Source organism: Sphingomonas sp. P2_B6, assembly GCF_056404755.1.
Genome location: NZ_JBFUDK010000002.1, coordinates 177313 through 198112 on the forward strand (window position 1 = coordinate 177313; position 20800 = coordinate 198112).

Annotated in this window: 12 protein-coding genes; 2 read left to right on the plus strand and 10 right to left on the minus strand. The window is 66.0% G+C overall.

Annotated features, from left to right (window positions below; all coding sequences use genetic code 11):
• Nucleotides 1–104: 104 nt before the first annotated feature.
• Complete coding sequence (locus AC1DX5_RS03395; protein WP_478014173.1) at nt 105–3026, minus strand: TonB-dependent receptor domain-containing protein; 2922 nt, start codon at nt 3024–3026, stop codon at nt 105–107.
• Between the two features lie 435 nt (nt 3027–3461).
• Between AC1DX5_RS03395 and AC1DX5_RS03400 the strand changes: the two genes are divergently transcribed.
• Nucleotides 3462–5192 carry an outer membrane protein assembly factor BamB family protein gene (locus tag AC1DX5_RS03400; RefSeq protein WP_478014175.1) on the plus strand — a complete coding sequence of 577 codons (1731 nt, stop codon included), beginning with the start codon at nt 3462–3464 and terminating at the stop codon, nt 5190–5192.
• A gap of 50 nt (nt 5193–5242) precedes the next feature.
• On the opposite strand, the gene AC1DX5_RS03405 is transcribed toward AC1DX5_RS03400, so the two are convergent.
• Nucleotides 5243–5596: a c-type cytochrome gene (locus tag AC1DX5_RS03405; RefSeq protein ID WP_478014345.1), complete on the minus strand. Its 354-nt coding sequence runs from the start codon at nt 5594–5596 to the stop codon at nt 5243–5245.
• A gap of 306 nt (nt 5597–5902) precedes the next feature.
• Here AC1DX5_RS03405 and AC1DX5_RS03410 point away from each other — a divergent pair, with 306 nt between their 5' ends.
• The gene (locus AC1DX5_RS03410; protein ID WP_478014177.1) at nt 5903–7000 is read left to right on the plus strand and encodes a ComEC/Rec2 family competence protein; all 1098 of its coding nucleotides are present in this window, start codon (nt 5903–5905) and stop codon (nt 6998–7000) included.
• A gap of 18 nt (nt 7001–7018) precedes the next feature.
• Here the strand turns inward: AC1DX5_RS03410 and AC1DX5_RS03415 are convergent, their stop codons facing one another.
• Genes AC1DX5_RS03415 through AC1DX5_RS03450 form a run of 8 tightly spaced genes read right to left on the minus strand, consistent with a single transcriptional unit; the run spans nt 7019 to nt 20765 of the window.
• Nucleotides 7019–7693: a GAD-like domain-containing protein gene (locus AC1DX5_RS03415; protein WP_465173293.1), complete on the minus strand. Its 675-nt coding sequence runs from the start codon at nt 7691–7693 to the stop codon at nt 7019–7021.
• Nucleotides 7609–10992: an eCIS core domain-containing protein gene (locus AC1DX5_RS03420; protein WP_478014179.1), complete on the minus strand. Its 3384-nt coding sequence runs from the start codon at nt 10990–10992 to the stop codon at nt 7609–7611. Before AC1DX5_RS03420 ends, AC1DX5_RS03415 begins: the two co-directional genes overlap by 85 nt.
• A 1-nt stretch (nt 10993) precedes the next feature.
• Entirely contained in the window at nt 10994–12946 is a 1953-nt protein-coding gene (locus AC1DX5_RS03425; RefSeq protein WP_478014181.1) for an ATP-binding protein, read from the minus strand.
• Nucleotides 12943–14724 carry a hypothetical protein gene (locus AC1DX5_RS03430; RefSeq protein WP_478014183.1) on the minus strand — a complete coding sequence of 594 codons (1782 nt, stop codon included), beginning with the start codon at nt 14722–14724 and terminating at the stop codon, nt 12943–12945. The genes AC1DX5_RS03425 and AC1DX5_RS03430 overlap by 4 nt, the downstream gene beginning before the upstream one ends.
• Nucleotides 14725–14732: 8 nt before the next feature.
• Complete coding sequence (locus AC1DX5_RS03435) at nt 14733–16877, minus strand: hypothetical protein (RefSeq protein WP_478014185.1); 2145 nt, start codon at nt 16875–16877, stop codon at nt 14733–14735.
• Nucleotides 16878–16923: 46 nt separating this feature from the next.
• Entirely contained in the window at nt 16924–18210 is a 1287-nt protein-coding gene (locus AC1DX5_RS03440) for a hypothetical protein (protein WP_465173298.1), read from the minus strand.
• 18 nt (nt 18211–18228) lie between these two features.
• Complete coding sequence (locus AC1DX5_RS03445; RefSeq protein WP_478014187.1) at nt 18229–19503, minus strand: hypothetical protein; 1275 nt, start codon at nt 19501–19503, stop codon at nt 18229–18231.
• Nucleotides 19500–20765 carry a hypothetical protein gene (locus AC1DX5_RS03450; protein ID WP_478014188.1) on the minus strand — a complete coding sequence of 422 codons (1266 nt, stop codon included), beginning with the start codon at nt 20763–20765 and terminating at the stop codon, nt 19500–19502. The genes AC1DX5_RS03445 and AC1DX5_RS03450 overlap by 4 nt, the downstream gene beginning before the upstream one ends.
• Nucleotides 20766–20800 lie beyond the last annotated feature (35 nt).

A 20800-nucleotide genomic window follows, 5' to 3' on the forward strand; every position in this document is an offset into this window, starting at 1 on the left:
CCCCTACAGCGTGGTTCCGTGGACCTTCCCTCACTCCGCGAGAGCCGGAGAGCAAAAAAAGCCCGCCTCCCCGGATCGGGAAGGCGGGCCATGAGGGCGGTCGCTTAGAACTTCACTTTCAGCGCGACCGTGACGGTACGGCCGAACGGGTTGTGGATCAGGCTGTAATAGCCGGCCCCGGTATTGTAGAAGGGCGGGTCCTGATCGAAGATGTTGAGGCCGGAGACCGAGAGGCGCGAGCCGTCCAGGAAGCCGCCCTTGAACTCATAGGCCATGTTCAGATCGAACGTGGTCTGTGCCTTCACCTTGTCGCCGCCGCCGTTGGGGTTGCCATTGGCGTCGCGCGTCAGCGGCGCTACCGTGCTCGACGACCAGTTGCGGAAGCCGCCGGTATAGTTGGCGAACAGGCGCGCCGAGAAGGCACCGCCAGCCCAGCCGAGATACGCACGCGCCTTGCGCTTCAGCGACGGGAAGGTGCCGTTGTTGCCTGCGGTGTTGAGCACGCTGTACTTCGGGCCGGAGCCGAAGGACTGATCGAACTTGGTGAACTCCGTGCCCGAAAGACCGATGCTGAACGTGCCGGCGCTGTCGGTGCGGTAGTCATAGTCGATCTGGTAATCGATGCCCGAGATGTCCAGGTTCAGCCAGTTCGTGTTGAGCGTGTGGAAGATGTAGCTGGTGCACGCCGCGGTCACGTTGGTCTGCGGAATGCCCTGCGTCACCGCCGCGATCTGCGCCGGGGTGGCGCAGCTCGGGTAGAAGGTCAGCAGATACTGCGCCGACGCCGTGTTGATCACGTTGGCGAGCTGCGGACCGGTCACGCCACCGGTGAACTCGGTGTTCCAATAGGTGAAGGCGGCATGGAGACCGGGGACGAGCGAGGGCTCGACATCGAAGCCGAGCGACCAGCCGCTGCCTTCCTGCGGACCGGCATTGGGGTCGCCGGTGGTGTTCTGGATGCCCTGCAGCGTGCTGATGTTGCACAATGCCTGGCCGGCGCAGCCCGGCAGGATCTTGACGACGTCGGGATAGGCGGCGGTCGGCACCGAGATGTTGTTGGTCTGGGTGTTCCAGCCGGCAGTGCCGAAGGCGCCGAACTTGTCGCCGATGATCGTCAGCGGCGGTGCCACGAACGAGGTCGACCAGTTGCCGCGGAAGCGCAGGCCCTGGATCGGCTCGAGGTTGAAGCCGATCTTCGGGTTCGTCGTTTCGCCGAAATCGTCATAATGATCGTAGCGGCCGGCGAGCGAGATATCGAAGCGGCGGATGAACGTATCCATCTCCGGCGAAACGATCGGCACGTTCAACTCGACGAAACCCGAATAGACGGTGCGATCGAACGGGAAGAACAGCTGCTGCGAGCCGAGCGAGGCCGGGCCGCTGTTGTTGGCGCGCGTCACCAGCTGGCTGAGCTGAGTCTTGAGCAGCTCGGCGCCGAACGCAATCTTGACGGGACCGCCTGGCAGATCGAACAGCGAGCCGCTCGCGCTGGCGCGGATCTGCTGATAGCCGCTGGTCGCGCGGAGACGGTTGGCGTTGTCGAGCAGCCGCGCGATCGTCGCCGCCGACGTGCGGTTGGTCGGGCCGGCCGGGTTCCAGACGTCGAGCGCATTGTCCGCCGTCAGGGGCAATTGCGTGACGATGGTGGTGGTGCCGGGGATCGAGATCTGGGTTAGCGAGCCAGCGCCATTGGTGGTGCCGTTCAGCGCCAGGTTGGCGACGCTGCTGTTGATCGCGCCAGTGGTGTAGGTCGTGCTCTCGTCGCGGCCGACACTGGCGAGGAAGTCCGCATGCCAGTCGTCAGTGATCTCGTAGGCCGCCGTGAAGTTGGCATACATCGAGTCGGAATCGGAGCGGCCATGGGCCGGGCCGACCAGATCGGTCGCATCCCAGGTGACGGTCTGCTTGTCGGCCGCGGCGCCGGTAACGCCGGTCGGGTTGACATAGAAGGGGTTCGCCTGCGCGCCAGTGCGGAAGACGGTGGCCTGGACAGTGCCGGCGCCCTGCAGCGTATCGTTGCGGCGGCGGGCATAGAGCAGGTCGAGGCCGATCGTCAGCTTGTCGGTAACATCGAAGCTGACCTTGCCCATCACGCTCTGGCGCTCTTCCTTGCCGACAAGGTCAGTCACGCCCCAGCTCGTGCAGGGGTAGCTAGCCGCGGCATTTGGCTGCGCCGTGCCCGTATAGGGCCCGTAATAGATGCCGCCCGCGCCGTTGGGCTGGACGCCGGCCGGCGAGCAACTGCGGGTCAGGAAACTGGTGCCACCCTGCGGGATATGGTTCGGATTGGTGAAGTCGCGGTCGGCGTTCCGCAGATTGTCCTGATAGCTGTACTGCGCGCCGATCACGGCCCAGCCGCGATCCCAGGTCTGGCCGGCGAGCAGGCCCGCCTGATAGCCGGTCGTGCCATTGCGCAGGGTGACCGAACCTTCGGCCTGAACGCCGTCGAAGCGCTTGCGGGTGATGAAGTTGATGACGCCGGCGACAGCGTCCGACCCATAGACCGAAGACGCGCCCTCGGCGAGGACCTCGACGCGCTCCAGCATGATGTTGGGCACGATGTTGGGATCGAGGAACGTATGGTTGGTGCCGCCCGTCGGGCCGCGATGGCCGTCGATCAGCACCAGGGTGGAGTTGCTGGCGCTGGCGCCGAGCTGGTGGATGCTGGGCTGATAGAAAGCCGAGGTGTTGCCCTGGCCGGTGATGCCGCTGAGCGACGGGACCGAGGCGAGCGCGCCGGTGACGGTCTGTGCACCGGTGTCATGCAGCGCTTCCGCGCCGACCGCGACGAGGTTCGACCCGATCGGCGCGACGCCGCGGATGCTGGTACCCGTGACGACGATGTCCTGCTGGGGTTCTGCGGCGCTCTCGTCATCGGCGGCGGGGAGCGGTGCCGCCGGCGTCACCTGGGTCGCCTCCGCGCCCGGCGCCATCTGCGCCCAGGCCGGCATGGCGGCGATGCACAGGGCAGTGCCCAGCGCCATCTTCGATCCACCACGGGCGAGATTCATCAATACCTTCGACAACGTGCATCCCCTACCTGGATTTGACCGGATTCGGCCTGTTCGCGAATCTTGTATACATCCCGAAAGTGAGGCGTCAACACACGTGTTCGAGCTTTCGGAACGGGATGAAATAGTGTGGTTTTAGGGCCACAAGGTGCGGTCAAATCCCCGGATTTGTCGCCATTTGTGGTGCTATATCCTATTGTTTATCAAAAACATATCATGCCACCCGGGCTAGCTGCGAGCGCTAACCGTTACCGCTCTCATTTTCAGGTGCGGTACGAAAAATCAGGTTCCGGAATCCACGAAACGGGTCTTCGGACAACAACATTGACATCAAAAACCGGGTGCCTCATCAAAACATGTATACCGGATGGAGAGGCCGCCGGTGAGCGTTTCGCGTCGCCCTGAGGGACTCCTTCTCACGGCGTGTTTCACCCGTCACAAGAGGCAGCGATGTCCAGAAAATATCTTCCGCTCGTTCCGGTCATGATCGCCGCGCTTGCCGTTCCCGCCGGAGCGCAGGCGCAACAGGCGGCGCCCGTTGCAGCCGCAGCGGAGGCGGCGAACGACTGGACGACCTGGGGGTATGACCAGGAGCGGAGCGCGTGGAACCGGGGCGAAAAGACCCTCGACAAGAAGAATGTGGCGAAGCTGAAGCTGCAATGGAGCACCAAGCTTTCGACACCGGTTACCGACGTGGTGTTGTCGACGCTGACGTCGCCGATCATCGCCGCCAGCGTCGAGACGCCGCAGGGCGCCAAGAACGTCATCTACCTGCTCGGCGCCGACGACACGCTGTTCGCGCTCGATGCCGATAGCGGCGCGGCACTGTGGCAGAAGAGTTTCCCGAACCCGATCACGGCGAAGAAGAACGCCACCTGGCTCTGCCCGAACACGGCGAACGCGACCCCGGTGGTCGACAAGGCGCGTGGCCTGATCTTCTTCATTTCGAGCGACGGCAAGCTGCGCGCGCTGAGCCTGGGCGACGGCGCCGAGAAGATGGCGCCGATCGAGATGGTGGCGCCTTTCACGCGCGCCTGGAGCCTGAACCTGATCGACGACATCGTCTACACCACCAGCGGCCGCGCCTGTGGCGAAGTGCAGGATCCGCGGTCAGCCATGGCATCGGCGGTCGCGCCGATCGTGCGGCGGAACGCGGCGGCGGCGGCGGCTCCGGCCGGGCCTCCGGTCATGACCGATCCGTCCGCCGTCACCGCGGTCGATGTGCGCGACCTGGCTAGGCCGGAGCTCACCCGCTTTTACACCAGCGGCGGTCGGCCGGCTGGTCCCTGGGGCCGTGGCGGGCTCGCGCGCGGGCCGGGCAACACGGTGATCTTCCAGACCTCGGACGGGCTGTACGATCCGCCGGCGGGAAGCTGGGGCGACACGATCATGAAGCTGACGCCCAAGGCGACGCGCGTGGCGGATTCGTTCACGCCGGAGAATTTCAAATATATCTTCGCGCACGATCTGGCGGGTTCGGCCAGCCCGGTGGTGTTTCCGTTCGGCGGCAAGACCCTGGTCGCGACCGCGCAGAAGGAAGGCATTCTCTATCTGCTCGACGCCAACGACATGGGCGGCGGGCAGGCGAAGAACCACCAGCAGTTCGTCTACAAGTCGCCGCAGCTCGGCAACGACGCGGCGGCCGGCACCGACCCCAGCCAGGGCGTCTGGGGTGCGGTCACGACCTATGAGAATCCCGAGGGCAAGCGCTTCCTCTATCTGCCGATGTGGGGCCCGCGTTCCAAGTTCGCGCCGGCGTTCAGGAGCGATGCCGGGGAATCGCCCAATGGCAGCATCATGGCGTTCCAGGTGGTGAACGACGGCGACAAGATCTCGCTGAGCCCGGAATGGATCTCCGGCAACATGATCATGCCCGATCCGCCCGTCGTGGCGAACGGCGTGGTCTACGCCACCCAGACCGGTGGCCAGGCGATGCAGAACCCGACCCTGCCGGACGGATCACGCCTGAACAGCGCGACGGCGGCGTCAGCGAAATACCGATCGACGCCGGTCGGCAACATGATCCTTTATGCATTCGATGCCGAGAGCGGAAAGCAGCTCTATTCGAGCAAGGACGCGATCAAGGACTGGACCCATTTCAGCCAGCCGGTCGTGGCACTAGGCAAGGTGTATCTCGTGTCGCACGATGCGCGGGTCTACGCGCTTGGCGTTCGCAAATAGCGGAAACGGATGGGGGCGGGGCCGCGCGAGCGGACCCGCCCCTTTTGATTTCAGGTAACGGGGGTCGCCGGTGCCGCAGCCTTGGGGGCAGCGGGAGAGTCGGCGAAGTTCTTCGTGAGATAGTCGATGACGGCGTCCTGCTCTTCGGGCTTCAGCTCGGCGCCGCGATCGACCATCAGCTGGACCGTGGCGGCCCAGTCGTCAGCGCTCTTGCGCTGCGAGAAGATCGTCGCGGTGGTGTGGCATCCGCTGCAATTCTTGTTGATGAGGTCCAGGCCCGGGCCAGGCGGGGGAACCTGGGCATCCGGCATCGCGACCGGCGGCTGGGCCGACAGGCTGTGGCCCGCCAGGAGCCCAAGGGTCAGAAGGGCAGCACCTGCTGCAAAACCACGCTTGATCCGCATTGTCACATGAACTCCAGTGAGGGACAGCTTCCCGGGGCTTGTCGCCGCGCCTTGCCTCCTATTCATGTATGCAAGGTTGCACAACGCTGAACGGACAAGAGGTGTATCGCAAAAGGATGGAACGACGATTGGCATTTTTTGCAAGGTCGTACGGGACATTGGAGAGAATGTCGTCGCGTTTCAGCAATCATGAACACGGCGTCATTGTTGTATACAAGGATTGTGATGTGCATGGTGCGGCAGTAGGATGAACAACCATGCCGGCCATGCCGGCCATGCGACCGGAGGCCCGAGAGGAATGACCCTGTGACGATTACCCGACATCGCAGGATGGCACGCGCGCTTGCGATCGCCCTGCTGCTTGCCGCGATAGCGCCAGTGCCGGCGGTTGCCGCGCCGGCCAAGCCGCTCCGTGTCGTATCGATCGACATGGAGGGCGGGGGCGGCACGCTGTTCGTTACCCCGCAGGGTCAGTCGGTTCTGCTCGATACGGGTTGGCCGGCCGGGAATCGCGGCACGCCGGTGGATCAATCGAGCGCGACCCGGATCGCCGCGGCGGCGAAGATGCTGGGGATCAGCCGGATCGATTATCTGATCATCACCCACTACCATCTCGACCATGTCGGGGGCGTGCAGGATCTGCTCGCGGCGATGCCGGTCGGCGAGATCATCGACCATGGCCCCAACCGTGAACTGGCGCCGGCCGGCACGGTGCCGGGGCCGACCGCGACGGCATCGCTCTACGCGCGCTACGAGGCGCTGCTGGGTGGGCGCAAGCACCGCAGCGTGAAGGCGGGCGACAGGATCACGGTCGGGCCGCTCACGCTCGATATCGTCTCGGCGGATCGCGGTCTGGTGCCGGGCGCGCTGAAGGGAGCGGGCGGGCCGACGCCGGGTTGCGATGCACCGAGGCTGCCCGACATGGGCAATGGCGGCGAGGAGAATCCCCGCTCGATCGGCGTCGTCGCCAGCTATGGCAAGGCGCGGATCGTGAGCCTGGCCGACCTTACCGCCGATGTGGAGATCGGGCTGGTCTGCCCGGTCAACCGGCTAGGCCGCGCCGACCTGCTGGTCGTGTCGCATCACGGATCGCAGTTGAGCACCACGCCGCCACTGTTGGCGGCGCTTCAGCCGCGTGTCGCGCTGATGGCCAATGGCGCGACCAAGGGCGGCGATGCGCGCGTGTTCCAGACGATCGCGGCGGCGCCGTCACACCCGGTGGTGTGGCAGCTTCACTATGCGACCAAGAGCCCCGAAGTGAACCGGCCGGCCGACTTCATCGCGAACCCTGAGGGGGCGGAGGACGGCGGCTATTCGCTCGACGTGTCGATCTGGCCCGATCGTCGCATGCGGGTGATCAATCAGCGAACCGGGGAAGGCGAGAATTACCCAGCACCGCGGTGATCGACCTGCCCGGTAACGTCAGATTTTCTCGATTGAGATCGAGGTCAGATCGGCGAGGAGCGCAAGCCCGGGCTTCGCCTGCGACTTCTCGATCGTCGACTCTGCTTTCGAACCGCCAAGGGCAAGTGCTGGCGTCCACATGTAGATCTCGTCCTCGGCAAGGTCGCCGGCTTCCTTGTGAGCCCGGGCGGTATCGGGGACGAGCCCCAGATCATCCAGGAACGGCTTGTTGAGAAACCTGCCGAGAAACCAGTCGATATCGTCCGTGGCGAAGGTCGTCTCCGCCTCTGGCGCGTCCGCGAACCAGCAATATTGCCCGTCCCACAGAAAAAAATGACCAAAGGACGATCGCATGAAGACTTCGGCCTTTTTCGATGGCCGCCACGGCCCGACCGGCCCGTTCCACTCGTCCGGATCGCATGTCCACAGCAGTTGCGTCGAATAGGACGCGAACCCATCGCGCCGCAAAAGCTTCAACAGCGTTTCCGGAAGGCGCCTTCCGAGCCGTTTCTCGTCAGCCGCGGCAAAACCAGTCACGCTGGTCGGCTTGCCGAACTGCTTGTCGAATTTTGCGATGGGGTCGAACGGTGCGGGCACGGCAATTCTCCTCAGAGCTTTAGCGAAACGCCCATCTTGACGAAATGATACCATTCTTCGTCGACCGGCCGGCCCGGACCGGTGCCGCCGAGCCATGCCTTGGTGTCTGCCTCCAGCTTGTCGGCCAAGCCCTGGCCCCAGTTGGAGCCGATGCTGGAATTGACTGCGGTGAGGCCCATGCCGGTCAGGTCGTCATGTTCGCCGCCGCCGACCTGGTCTGGCGAATGGAGCGCTCGCTGTCCCCTCATCCAGGTGGCGGCACGATTGGCCGCGGCAACAGCGCCGAACCCGTTATTGCGCTGGTCGTCGGTTCCGGCCGCAAAGATCGCCTTGATGCCATTCTTCTCGTGATCGCCGAGCTTCGGATTGGTGGTCGGGCTCTTGGCGGGCTTGGTGAGGCGCGCTTCGATCGCGACCTGGATGACCTCGCGCTCCTTCCGCTGCGCACCGGCCGACCGCGGATCGCGACCACGCTTCGCGAAGCGCGCCCGGTTCGACATCCATTGCCGGATCGTCATGCCCTTGATGGCACTCTCCTGCATGAGCAATTGCCGGTCATATTCCTTCTTGTGGTCGGTCGGGTTGAGCTTGTCGCCCATCTTGAACTTCACCGAGATCGGAGGATCGACCTTTTCGGGGACTGTCTCCTTCATGTTGGCGAGAATCTTGCCGAGCTTGTCGGCGATCTTCTTCTCCAGCTTGGTGATCTCGGCATCGAGGTCGGTCTTCTTGGCGACGGGCAAAGTCGAAGAGGGCGCGGCCTTGGCGGCCTTTTGCTCGATGACACCGACATCGGGCGTGATGTCAGCAATCCATTTCAGCGTGTCGCTTTTTTTCTTCTTCGCCTTGATGTTTTTCGCACGCTTGCCGAAATCGATCAGATGCTGGGACAGCGGCTTGGTGACGCTGGCCATCATCAGGCGGGGCGAACCACCCGAAACATCGACCCACATGCTGTGGCTTTCGTCCCCGCCGCTGAAGCTTTCGCGTGATCCGACCTCGCCGTCGGCCGGCTTGGTAAAGGCAGCGACGGCCTTCTTTGCGCCGCCGGCGATAAGCTTGCCGAGCTTCTTCGCCTGCGCGATGATCCAGCCCGCGACACGGTCGAACGCCTTGAAGATCGGCGCGCGCACCTTCTCGATCAGATTGTTGACCACCGTGGCGACCTTGCCGAACCCGGCGAACCGGGCGAGGAAACTGACGACCAGCGTCAGCAGCCCCGCCATGGTCTTCTCGACGCGGTTGGCGGCGGGACCGATATTGCCCGCGGCGATGGTCGCAATCGAATCGATGAAGCTCGCGGCGACCTGACCGATCTGCTGCAGCCGTTCGATGAAGAACATGACGGTGTTGTAGATCGAGATGATCGCCTGGATCAGCGCGCCCGCCGGGCTCAGCATCATCGCCAGCTTGGTGATCGCCACCTCGACGATCTTGCCTTTCACGAACGCCATGACCTGGTCGATGACCATGTCCTTCAGGTTGGTGAGCGTCTCGACGAGCTGCTGCCACGCCGCGGCCGGACCCTCCTTCACCAGAGTCTTGACCAGCGCGAAGCCTTCTTCGAGCCCCTTGACGATGGTCTCGCTGCTCAGCGCAACCAGTCTCGGCCGGAGATGCCCCCAGGTGAGACCGAGCACCGACAGCGCGAATTTCAGGAGTTCGCCGGCCGAGAAACCTTGCGGGATATAGACCCCGGCACCGCCCATCGCGCCGGTGAGCCAGCCGATCAGCGACGCCTTGAGATGGGTAAGGAAATTGCCGGCGAACTGGTTGAGGCCGAGCTTGCCGGCACGGACCAGCGTCTGGACGAAGCCGACCGGATTCTTGAGGATCTTGTTGAAGGCAGCGCCTGCCTTGGCGATGTAGGGCATTGCGCCCGGTGCCACGACCTCGACGATGATCTTGAGCAGATCGATGACGGTGCCGAGCGCCCATGAGCCGAAATCGACCATGAAGTTGCCGAACACCTTGGCGAGCTTGATGAAGGCGCTGGGCAGCACCACGAAATCCATGATCTCGAGGCCCTTGAGCGCGGCGATGAAGCGCCTCGGGATGCTGGAGACCAACGCCTTGATGCCGCCCATCGCGCCCTTGAACCAGGCCCAGGCGCGCGGGATCGCCTTGGCGCGCTGGATGTTCGCCCACAGCTCCTCCTGACCGACCAGGGTGAGCAGGCCGCCGATCACTGCCTCCGCGGTGGGCTGGACCGCTTCGCCGGTCACCGGATCGAAGCCGATCACCACCTTGAGCAGGGGATAGCCGGCCGACCCTTCGGCGAGGGCGGCGAGCGGTCGCAGCACCGCCTCGCGGACCATCCGCAGGATCTCGCTGAACAGCGACTTGGCAAAGGAGATGATCTTGCTGATCGGATCGGTGAAGATCGATTTGGCGCGTTCCCACACGCCGCTGAGATTGAAGATGTCTTTCCAGCTGAGCGATTCGAGGAACTTGTCGATCGCCGCCTTGATCGAGGCGCCGCTGATGCCGAGCGACTTGAGCTGGCCCTCGATCCAGCCGCCGACCTTGTCGAAGATACCATAGCTGTCGAGCACGCGGGTGATGACGTTGCCGCCGGGCAGGAACTCGACGATCGCGCGCAGAATGTTGGCGGCGCTCGCTTCGACCGCGCTCATGTTGATCGGGTTCACGCCGATCAGGATGGTGAACATGCGGAAGCCGGGAATGGCATTGGCGGCGTCGGCGAAGAAGTTGAGCGCGTCGCTGAGGCCCAGGCGGCTGGCCTGGCGTTCAGTGCGCTGCTCCACACGGGTCTCGGCGGCCGGATCCGCCTTGCGCTGAATCGTCTCGCCCTGCTGAATGGTGTGAGTCAGCTCGTGCGCGAGCAACTCCATGCCGCCCTTGCTGTTCGGGTCATACGCCCCGCCGCCGAAGAAGATGTGGTTGCCGAAGGTGAAGGCGCGCGCGCCGAGCTTGGCGGAGAGCTTGGCGGCATTGCCGTCGGTGTGGATGCGCACCCCGGCGAAACTGGCACGGAAGCGGGGTTCCAGCGTCTTGCGGACCTTGGCGGGCAGCGCGGCGCCGCCGGTTGCGGCCTTGCGGACTTCCTTCTCGACATCCGGGTCGGCGCCGGCTCTCGGGGTCTTTTTCGCGACTGGCGCGGCGGCGCGGTGGAGCATCGGCCCACTGCGATGAGTCGCATCTGGCGCGGGCGCCGGCATCGAGACGACGGCCCGGGCGACCCGGTCAGCCTCCACCTCCGCCGCGTCGCTGGGCTGCGATACGCGCATCGAGGGCTGGATGGTGCGCTTGCTGAGCAGGGTAGAGCGGCTGTTGTCGAGTGCCGAGCGGGCGACGGTCGCACGGGCCGGCTGGGTGGCGCGCACGGTGCTGCGCGTCTCTTCGGCCTTCGCCTGGCGCGCGCTTTCGGCCATGTCAGCCGACGGCCGCGAGCGGCAGCTTCAGGGGGCAATAATCGCCGGTCTTGCGATATTCGCGCACCACTGCGTGGCGAAGATCACCGTCGCCGATCGGCAGGCCGGCGTCGAAGGCAAGTAGCCGGGCGTGCATCGCCACGTTGCGCAACTGGCCGCCGCTCAGCGCGCAGCGGCAGGCGATGTCGTGGAGCAGCCCCGGCGACACGCGGTGCTCGCCGAGCAACTGGCGCAGGATGTCGTGGCGGCGGATCTCGTCGGGCGGGCGAAAGGCGAGCACAGCGTCCATGCGGCGCGAGAAAGCCGGGTCGATCCGGTCGGCGTCGTTGCTGGTGACGACCAGGATGCCGTCGAAGGATTCGATCCGCTGGAGCAGGAAGTTGGTCTCGAGATTGGCGTAGCGGTCGTTGGACGAGGAGACGTCGGTGCGGCGCGCCATCAGGGCGTCGCCCTCGTCGAGCAGCAGCACGATATTGAGCGATTCAGCCGCGGACAGCGCGCGTTCGAGGCTCTTTTCGGTCTCGCCGATATATTTGCTGACCGTCGCGGCAAGATCGATGCGGTACAGGTCCTTGCCGAGCGATGCGGCGATGTGGCGCGCGGCGAGCGTCTTGCCGGTACCGCTCGGGCCGGCGAACAGCGCACGGACGCCGCGTCCGCCGCCGGGTTCGCCCAATGCCTCGCGGTGGCGACAGCGCAGGAGCAGCGCGTCGAACTCGGCGGCGTCCTGGGTTTCGAGCTGGAGCGGTTCGGGCGCGCCGTTCTCGATCGGTGTGGCGAGCGCGTCGAGGCCGGCGTCACGCAGGTCGCGCAGGGCGGTGATTACATCCTCTCGGGCGATGGCGGTATGGCCGGCGAGGGTCGCGCGGCTGGCTGCGCCTTCGGCCGCGCGGCGAATATTGCCCGAGGTGAGCGAGAGCTCGGAGAGCGTCGCGGCGAGGGGCGCGAGGCCGACGGCGCGCCACTGCGCCGCTCGAACGGCGGCATCGGGCATGGGGCGCGGGATCATGATGGTCGGGGCGGTGCCGGCGGCGCGGACGCCGCCGATCATGCCGGTGACTACACCCACCGGACCGGCGAACAGCGGGTGCGAGGGCAATTCTATCGTCTCGCCCGGCGCAGGCCGGAGTTCGGCGAGGATCAGGGCGTTGCCGGCGTGAGCGAGCGCGCCGGCGGTGCGCCACAAGGCCGGATCGGTGAGCAGAGCGGGCGCGACCGTCAGCACATTCAGTCCGGCACGGCGAGCGGCGGTACGGAGCAACGTGCGCCGGCCGTTGCTGCGTGGGCCGCGGATCAGCAACAGGGTGCTGCGGTTTCCCGCAAGCATTTGAGCGAGGCTGGCGGGATCGGGATCGCCGACCCAGCCTTGCGGATCGGAGAGGGTATCGCACGGTTCGAACAGCGCGCCGTCGAGGCGGGGTAGCGCGCCCGACATCAGGTCGAGCAGCGGGTTGGCGAGGCGCAACTGCCAGTCGGGACGCGCCGCCTGGGGATCGGTGACGGTGACGAGACCGCCGGCGATCATCTCGAGCAGCAGATCGCGCACCGCGCCGCCCTCGCGGCCGGGAACGGCCTCGCGCCATAGTGCGGTAAGGCCGCCCAGGGTGGCGAAGCCGGGTGCGGCTTCGGCCAGCAGGGCGAAGCCGGGATCTTCCTCGATCAGCGCGATGGTCGCGATCAGATGACGGTGCAGCGCCGGGCGGCCGGACGTCAGGCGCGCGAACGGGAGGCCGGGCGAGGCGCTTGCCCAGCTGTCCATGGCATCAGCCCATTCGGCGGCGGTGGGCGCGCGTGGCCCGCCCCAGAGTTCGGCACATTCGTCGAGATAGTCGGCGAGGAAGGCCGGCCGATCGTTCGGTCCAACCAGCTCGGCGAGGCGCAGAACCGTGCCGAACAAAGTGAGCCGGAAATGGCTCGCGATGCCCGGGGCGAGTGAGGCGAATCGTTTGGTCATTCGAAGGCGAAGGCGATCGAGCGCCCCTCAGCCGGCTGCCAGCCTGGATTGCGGTCGAGTCCGGCGAGGCGGAGCTCGATCGGGTGACGATCGAGGCCGAAGACTGCCTGCAGGTCGAGGTCGCGGGTCTCGATGCGGGCAGGCTGGGCGAGGAGCGCCAGGCCGGTACCGGTGAGATGCTCGAGGCGGGCGTTCAGATAGAGCGCGAGGCAGGCGGGCCAGCGCTCGATCAGTGGGAGGCGTGCCGGTGCGCCCGAAGCGGGGCGGGCGCGACGCTCTCGTGGTTGCAGATCGCGTTCGCGGCCGTCGGCGAGCGGGAAGCCCGCCGGATGCCACAAGGTGGTGTGGCGGCGGCGACGTGTCAGGCGGCGAGGCGCGGATGTTTCGAAACCGGCGAGCCAGTCGCGCTCGATGCGCCAGTTCCGTGGGAGCCGACCGTTTTCGGCGTGAGCGGCGATCCAGTTGGCAAGCGGATCGCGTCGATAGCGCGTGCCGAACCAGTAGCGGCCGATACGGTCCGCCAGCCAGAGGGGCGATGGCTCGAGACGCTTGCCCTTTGGCTGGGTGAAATCGGGGTAGAGACCAAGCGCGACAAAGGCGTTCACCAGGAACAACAGGCCACCGAACTCCGTCGAGAATCGGACGTCGGGCGCGAGGAGCGTGGCGGGGAGGGCAGGCTGCCGGATGTGATGGCGGGCCTCAGCGGCGATCTCCGTCTGCGGGAGGAAGTGCTGCACGACCGCGTCGCTTGGGGAGGCCGCAATGTGTTTCGAGGCACCCGGAAGCGGACTGACGCCCATGTCGGGGCGCGGGCTGGCCGCATGCCGCAAATCCATGGATGGAACCTGCCCTGGCTTCGGCCGCAGCGTGGGCGCGACATTGCGGCGCGGTTGCGCTCGGGCGCCAGCGGGCGGTGGTGTCGCCGCATCAACCCTGCGTTCCGGGGTGAGAAGCGCCGGCTCGGCGGCGACGGCCAGGATCGCCGTCGCGACGGCCTGGGGATCTCGGGATGCGATGGCGGGTTTGCGTGCGAGCGCCGCCGTGGCGAGGAGCAGGGCGCGTGCGGGCTCGGGCAGGACCCGCCACTCGTTGCGATGCTCGACCAGCCAGGTGGCGGCTTCGGGAAGCACTGCAACTGGGGCCGTGACGGGGATGGTTCGCGGTCCGACGCTATCGAGCGGCTGGGCGTCGCGGGCCGTTCTGGTCGGGACGGCGAGACGCAGCGCGAAGCTCGCCTCGATCGCGCGGTACGCCAAGGCGATGTCGGCCGGTTCGAAGCTGGCGACCCAGCGGGCGGCCATGCCGATCTCGGCCAGGCGGGCGATCGTCGCCACCAGTGCTGGGCCGTGCCGGAGCAGCGTTGCGCGCTGCCATTCGACGAGGCTCTCCTGTGCAGTCGCCCTGCGGAACGCCTCCCTTGCGGCAGTCGAACTCTCGCCAATCCACAAGCGGATCAGCCAAGCCGAATATTTGCCGCGGCTGGTGAAGCGATAGGGGCGGTCGGGTACGAAGCCCCGACCCCACCCGGTCTCCGCTTCTCCGAGAACCGTGCGCAGTTCAGCAAGGATGCGGTCGGACATCCGCGCCGCGCCTATACCGGAAGCAGGGGCGCGGACGCGCAGCCGCGGGACGTAGAGAATCTCGTCCGGATCGAGCCCGAGCGACGCGATCCGTACCCCCTCCAGCCAGCGCTCGGCCTCTCCCCGCGACGCGCGCCACCCGGTGACGCGCGCGCGGTGAACGGCGAGATCGGCGCCGAGGGAGAGCCGAGGCAGCACCGCCTGCCTTATCGCGGCGCGACGGCAGTTGCCGCAGGGGCGGGGCGGACGGTCAGCGTGTCGAGCGGCCGCCTGATCTGCGGGCCATCGGGGCGGTCCGGACCCGAGCCGCGTACGCTGCGCACCAGCGAGCCGTAACTGCCCATCGGCACGCCGACAGTAAACTTCTTGCCCCCGATCGAAACGCCCATGCCGGTGTTGAGCGTCCCGCGAACGATATGCATCGGGAGATTCATGCCCAGCGGCAGCAGGACCGGCCCCTTCGCCGCGCGCATGTCCGCGAGCGAAGCGCCGTCCAGCGCGACGGGGTTGGCCTCGGTCATGACGACTTGCAGATCGAAACCGCCGCCGGAGAAAGGCACGCCTTTCGCGAAGCGCAGCCGCAATTGTTGCGCGTTGAAGGGGACGAAGATCGTCGAACCCGTGCCGATCTGGAAACTCGTGCGGAAATCGTCGAACGAACCGAGCAGGGCGCCGACCCGCGCCGTCAGGCCGGGGCGGAGGCTGTCGCGAACGGCCTCGGCCTTGATTTCGGCGCGTTTGGCGGCCTCCTCGGTCATGCCGGCCGCACCGTAACGCGCCTTGCCGATAGTGGCTTCGCCGTCGGTTAGCAGCGTCACTACCGAGCCGCCACGTACCGGGATATCCACGGTCTTGCCGGCCGACATCGCCGCCGGATCCAGCTTGAATTGCTGGCTGGGGAGTTTCAGCGAGGGCCCGGCCAGGATCGAGGTGCGAAGCATCCGGGTTTCGTCCTTTAGCGAGTTGATCACCCAGCGATGCGGCCCGGCCGGCTCGGCTCCTTCGAACCTGCTCTCCCACTCGAAGCCGCGCCCGCCGTTGAGGAACTGCTCCTGCAACGTAACGCTCTGCGCGCGCGGAAAGAATTTCCGCCATGCGCCGGTCGAGATCTGCGGTGCGACGTCGAACGGCGAGTTCACCGTCACGAAGTTCATGTTGTACTGGCGCGTGATCGGCGATCCGCCACCCGAATGGGCGACGTCGACACGCACGCACTGATGCGGATTGGCGGCGAAGAAGTCGTGTTGCGACATGCCCGAGCCCTGATAATTGCCCGTCGTCAGCAACGGCCAGTCGCCGGACGAGAGCGCCATATATTCGCGCGACTTGACCGTTTCGGGCGGGCTGGTGGGATTGCTGGTCGAGGGAATGTCGGTCCAGGCCCAGTTCGGGCTCAGCCCGATATTGTTGATCTTGAAGGTGGCGGTGACTCCGGTGGAATCCGGTTCCGCGCCGGTTCCGGCGGGGGAGTTGGCCACGGTCGCGAAGAACTCGTTATTGCCGGTCAGCGAAATCTTGCTCGGGTCGGTACCGACATTACCGAAACCGGTGATCTGCAGGCCGGCCGGGAACAGGCTGGTGTCCAGCGTGACGTTGCCCCAGCGCGGAAGCGGCAGTTTCGCGTCGACAAGCGGAGAAAAGAGGTCGTCGCCGATATAGCCGCCGGCGGGCCAAGTATATTGGTAACCCTCGCCCAGATTCTGGTCGGTCGCGATCACATCCGCGAACATCCCGAAGAAGTTGTTGGCGAGGAACGGATAGTTCGCCTTGGCGATCTTGATCTCGACCGTCCAGCGGCCGTTCATCCCATTTGGCCCGGCATTGGCCTTGACGGTGACTCCCGGCGGCAGCCCCTCGGTGATGGCGCCCCAGGTGACGACTCCGCCGGACTCGCTTCCCGAACCATAGCTCACATGCGGATCCGCCCCGGAGTTCGAGGATATGCAGGGATGATCCTGGCAGGGATAGATCAGCAGCCGCTTATAGTCGTTCGATGCGTTGGTGGGATTGAAGGCCAGCACGACGGCATCGTTGGCGTCGAAACCACCGGTGTCCTCGGTTTCGAAATAGAGATACAGATTCTCGGCATCCGACATGCCGCGCATGAACGCGGCGGCCGTCGACGCGCCGTCTTCAAGGTAGAATTTGAAGCTCTTGTTCCATTCCGCCGCACCGGCGATGCCATCGATCGCGACCGCGCTGTTGGTGACCGGGAAAGCGAGTTTCTCGTTCGCATTGTAGTTGGCCCCGACCGCGCCGCCGCCCGGGCAGCCGCCGAGCAGGAGCGAGAGGGCGCCCAGTCCAAAGACCTGGCCGAGCAGGCGGGACTTGCGGAGAATGGTTGCGGTCATTGCCTTATCCTCTTGATGTGATGCGGGAAACTCCGACATTTCGGGTTCAGGGAAGCACGTCGACGATGCGCAGCTGCGCAGAGAAGGGGAGCTTTTCCACGCCGTTGCTTGATTGAACGACGAAATCGAACTGGCCGTCGGCGGCAGTGAATTGCGTGCCGTTGCTCTTGGGCGTTATCTTGAGCGCGACCATTCCTGTCCCGCCGGGCGCGCCGATATTGAGCGCGGCGGCGCTGTTGCGCACGACCGTCCAATCCGCGTTGGGGCTGGCCGCGGGGGTGCCGATCTGGAAGGTGCCGGCAAGCTGGAATTCATATTGGACGGAGAGGGTGATCGTCCCTGGCACGCCCTGCGGAGTCCGTTTTATGGACAGGGTATTGTTCGCGAATTTCGCATTCGGGCCGATCGCGGTGATGGTGTTGACCTTGATCTTGTCGGTCGGGATGTCCTGCTGCGCGGCGATCGCGATCTGGGTCGGCAGCGAGCTTGCGTTGAAGTCGGGGAAGTTGGTGCCATTGACGTTGATCAGCAACGTCCCCGTACCACTCGGGCCGGTGGTGACGGTGACGACGCGGGTAACGGTGACGGCATTGAGCGCGGAGGCCGGCGTGACGTCGATCGTCCCTGCCGTCTTGTTGACCGCACTCCAGCCCTGACCGCTGACCTGCGGAGACACCACGAACTTCTCGTCGTGCGAGCTCTGGACCTGAAGCTCGAAGGTATAATCATAGGCCTTGTTGGCCTTGATCGCTTCGTTCGGCGTCACCGATTTCAGCACGAAGGAGAAGGTCGCTTGGATATTGGCGGCCACGCCGGGAAGCTGGACATAGCTGCCCTGGTCGCTGCCGGCCGGGTTGGAGACCGAGAGCACGACGGTGCCGCCGCCCTGGGGCAGGCCGATAATGGCAGGCGCATCGAGCACGAGGCGCGTCGGGCTGCTGCCGTCCTTGATCCGGTCGAGCGGGATATTGGTGTCGTCGACGTCGATCCGGCTCAGCAGATTGGCATTGAGGTTCTCGCCGAAGACCGTGAATTCCTGCCCGGTCTTGACGAGCCCTGGCACGATCTGGGTGATCACCGGCTTGTGCGGAATGGGGTCGCCGGCGCCCTCGAGCACGGCGACGCGCTTGGCCAGATCGTTGACGTCGCTCAGCACCTGGTTGAACAGCTCGGCCGTGATCAGGTCGCCGGGGGCGACGCCCGAGGGACGAAGACCGATCAGCTGCTGGAACAGGGCCGTGCGTTCGGCCTCGGTCAGCACGCCTTCGAGCGCATCGAGGATGCTCGACATCGGGACCGAGATGGCACCGGCATCTGCAGTGGTTTGAACCATGATCGATCCTTTCCAGCGTCAGCCGCTGCCGAGCGCGTAGTTGGCGTAATTCCAGCGGTGGAGATTGAAGCGAGCGTCACCCCGGAAGGCGATGTTCGCAGAAGAGAAGAGGACGAACGGGTCCGGCTTGTCGGAGGCTGCTGCGGCCTTCACGCCGGCGATCAGATTTTCGGCCACCGAATACAGCCAGACCACCTCAGTGCTGGCCGAGCGGATCGCGGGGAAAGCGAGGCTTTCGCGGATCAGTTGTTCGACCGTGGCGCTGTTGATGTGGATCGGCCCACGCACCGTCATCCCGCCGAGGAAGTCCTTGGCCTGGTCAGGGTTCATGCGCGGCAGGACCCCGACCGGCGGCAAATGCGGGAAATGAGTCCGGGCCTTGAGCGCGGGCGTGTTGGCGGCGCGCAGATCGGCAAAATGCGCCTGGAACTGAGCCAGCATCGCGCGCCCGGTCGCGATGCGTCGCGGCGCAGTGGTGCCGAAAAAGGCACCGGGTGAGTCCGCCAGCGACAGGGGCCGCCGGACTGCCCAATTGTCGAGCAGGGTCAGTTCGGCCGCTCCCTTGAAGCCGATCAGCGCGAGCGCGACTTCCTGCTGGGACAAGCCATGCGCCGCCATCGCGTCGAGCAGCGGATCAGTCCGCGCACCACCCGCGACGAGCGCCGTCGCCCAGTCCACCAGCACGCCGGGGCCGAAGCATTTATAGGCAAGTGCGTTGCGGAAATCGGGGGCGGTGACATTCAGGCTGGCATAGAGCGCCGAGGGGACCTCCAGCAGGCGGAAACGAACGCCGTCGATGCGCCGGTCGACGTCGCACGGAGCCCCCGTCGCGCCGAGCCCGTTGGAGGGCGCGCGGCCGGCAGCAGTTTCCGCGGGCGCGATGGTGAGCAGGTACAGCCCCTCGCCCGCGACATAGGTGCCGCCGGCGAGCGGCACGCAATCGTCGAAGGCGCAGCCGCCGGTGGCGTAGCTGGTGGAGTCCGTGCGCGACAGGCGAATGCGCTCCGGCTGAGTCAGGCGCAGCAACTGGCCGGTGGCGGTGATCGCGAGGCCGGGCTGGACCTTGATCGACGCAAGCGTGTCGTCCGCGTCGGGCGGCAGCGCCGAGACGTCGAGGCCGAAGGCGATGCCGTCCCCCAGCGCTTCGCCCAGCCGCGCCTCGCTGCCGCGGCGGGCACGCTGCTCGCGCTGCATGTCGCCGCCGGTGAGCAGACGACCGTTGAAGAAGTTGACGCTTTCGATGCCGCCGTCGCTGACCGGCTGCTCGAGCGCGAGGAAATCGCCGCCGCTCATTTGACCAGGCCCGTGATGTGCCAGGTGCCAGCGCCGTCCGACACCAGGCTGACCGCACCGCGTACCGCGAGCTTGAGGTCGGGTTTGCCGTCGATGCTTGTCTTGTTGGGTGTGCCGACGGTGATCTCCGCCTTGCCGCCAGCCTTGATGCTGAGCTCCGCCCCGAAATTCTTGGACGCCGCCGGCACCGTGACCGTGATCGGCACGTCGGAACGGACGATGGCGGTTCGCGTCTTGCCGGAGATCGGGCCTTTCGCCGTGAGCACCTCGAAGCCCTGGCCAGTGGAATCGGCGACGACCACGCCGCCAAAGGTGGACTGCGCGACGCCGGCCGAGAGCAACACCGGGCGGCTGCTGTCGTCGATGGCCACCACCGTGAAGTCTCCGTCGACCGACCAGGTTTCGGCGGTCTTGACGATCGGGAACCAGAGTTGGGTGAGGAGGACGCAGTCGTTGGCCGGCACTGACGCCGCGTTGCAGCGCTGCGCCGCGACCCTGGGGCGGATCTTCGTCACCCACAGGGTCTTGAGCGCAGTGCGGAAGCGAATGCCCATGTCGGGATTGATCAGCAGCGGCGCGATATCGCCGGCGGCCGGCTCAGCCGCGTCGGGCGGATAAATGCCGACCGCGAGCTGGAGCTGGATTTCGGCGATCCGCAGTGCCTCGGCCAGCCCGGCGGCGTCATTGGTCTTGCCGTTGTCCGTGCCGAGCTGCGCGAGGAACGTGTCGAGCGCCGGGATCGCTTCGACTTCGGTCATCGGCGGCGCCTCGAAAGCGAAGTTGATGCTGTAATCGTCGGCGATGCGCGACGGGGCCATCAGGTTCTCGTCGCTGCGGCACGGCTCGCCGGGGATCGGCACCTCGGCGACGGCGCAGTCGACATAGCATAGGGTGAGGAAGAGGTTGAGGCTGGTATGGTCCACCGTGGGATCCGCCAGCATCAGGCGGATTTTCTCCTTGATCTCGTCGCGCGCCAGCCAGGAGTTCAGGCTGCCGCATTGCTCGCGGCCGACGCAGATCAGCTGGCCACTCGGGGCCGCGGCAGCACCGGCGGTGACGCGGACGCGGGGGCCGTTCGCACCGTCGTCCTCGACCGAGACGGCGAGGCCCGACAGCGTGCCGTAGCCGAGGAAGTCGCGGACGATCCATTTGTCGCGCGCCGAATGATAGGCGAACTCCTGACGGTAATCGTCAGCGCCCAGGACCATGCCGGGCACGAAGTTGACGTGGCGGCCGGGGTCCGCCGCTGAGGCCGTTGCCACGGCCGTGAATGGGCTACAGCATCCCATGAAATGGC

Bases quoted from the DNA above. Each gene is read 5' to 3' on its own strand.
- AC1DX5_RS03400 (WP_478014175.1), top strand. From the start codon at position 3,462: ATGTCCAGAAAATATCTTCCGCTCGTTCCGGTCATGATCGCCGCGCTT.
- AC1DX5_RS03405 (WP_478014345.1), bottom strand. From the start codon at position 5,596: ATGCGGATCAAGCGTGGTTTTGCAGCAGGTGCTGCCCTTCTGACCCTT.
- AC1DX5_RS03415 (WP_465173293.1), bottom strand. From the start codon at position 7,693: ATGGCTCGGCGGCACCGGTCCGGGCCGGCCGGTCGACGAAGAATGGTA.
- AC1DX5_RS03420 (WP_478014179.1), bottom strand. From the start codon at position 10,992: ATGGCCGAAAGCGCGCGCCAGGCGAAGGCCGAAGAGACGCGCAGCACC.
- AC1DX5_RS03425 (WP_478014181.1), bottom strand. From the start codon at position 12,946: ATGACCAAACGATTCGCCTCACTCGCCCCGGGCATCGCGAGCCATTTC.
- AC1DX5_RS03435 (WP_478014185.1), bottom strand. From the start codon at position 16,877: ATGACCGCAACCATTCTCCGCAAGTCCCGCCTGCTCGGCCAGGTCTTT.
- AC1DX5_RS03440 (WP_465173298.1), bottom strand. From the start codon at position 18,210: ATGGTTCAAACCACTGCAGATGCCGGTGCCATCTCGGTCCCGATGTCG.
- AC1DX5_RS03445 (WP_478014187.1), bottom strand. From the start codon at position 19,503: ATGAGCGGCGGCGATTTCCTCGCGCTCGAGCAGCCGGTCAGCGACGGC.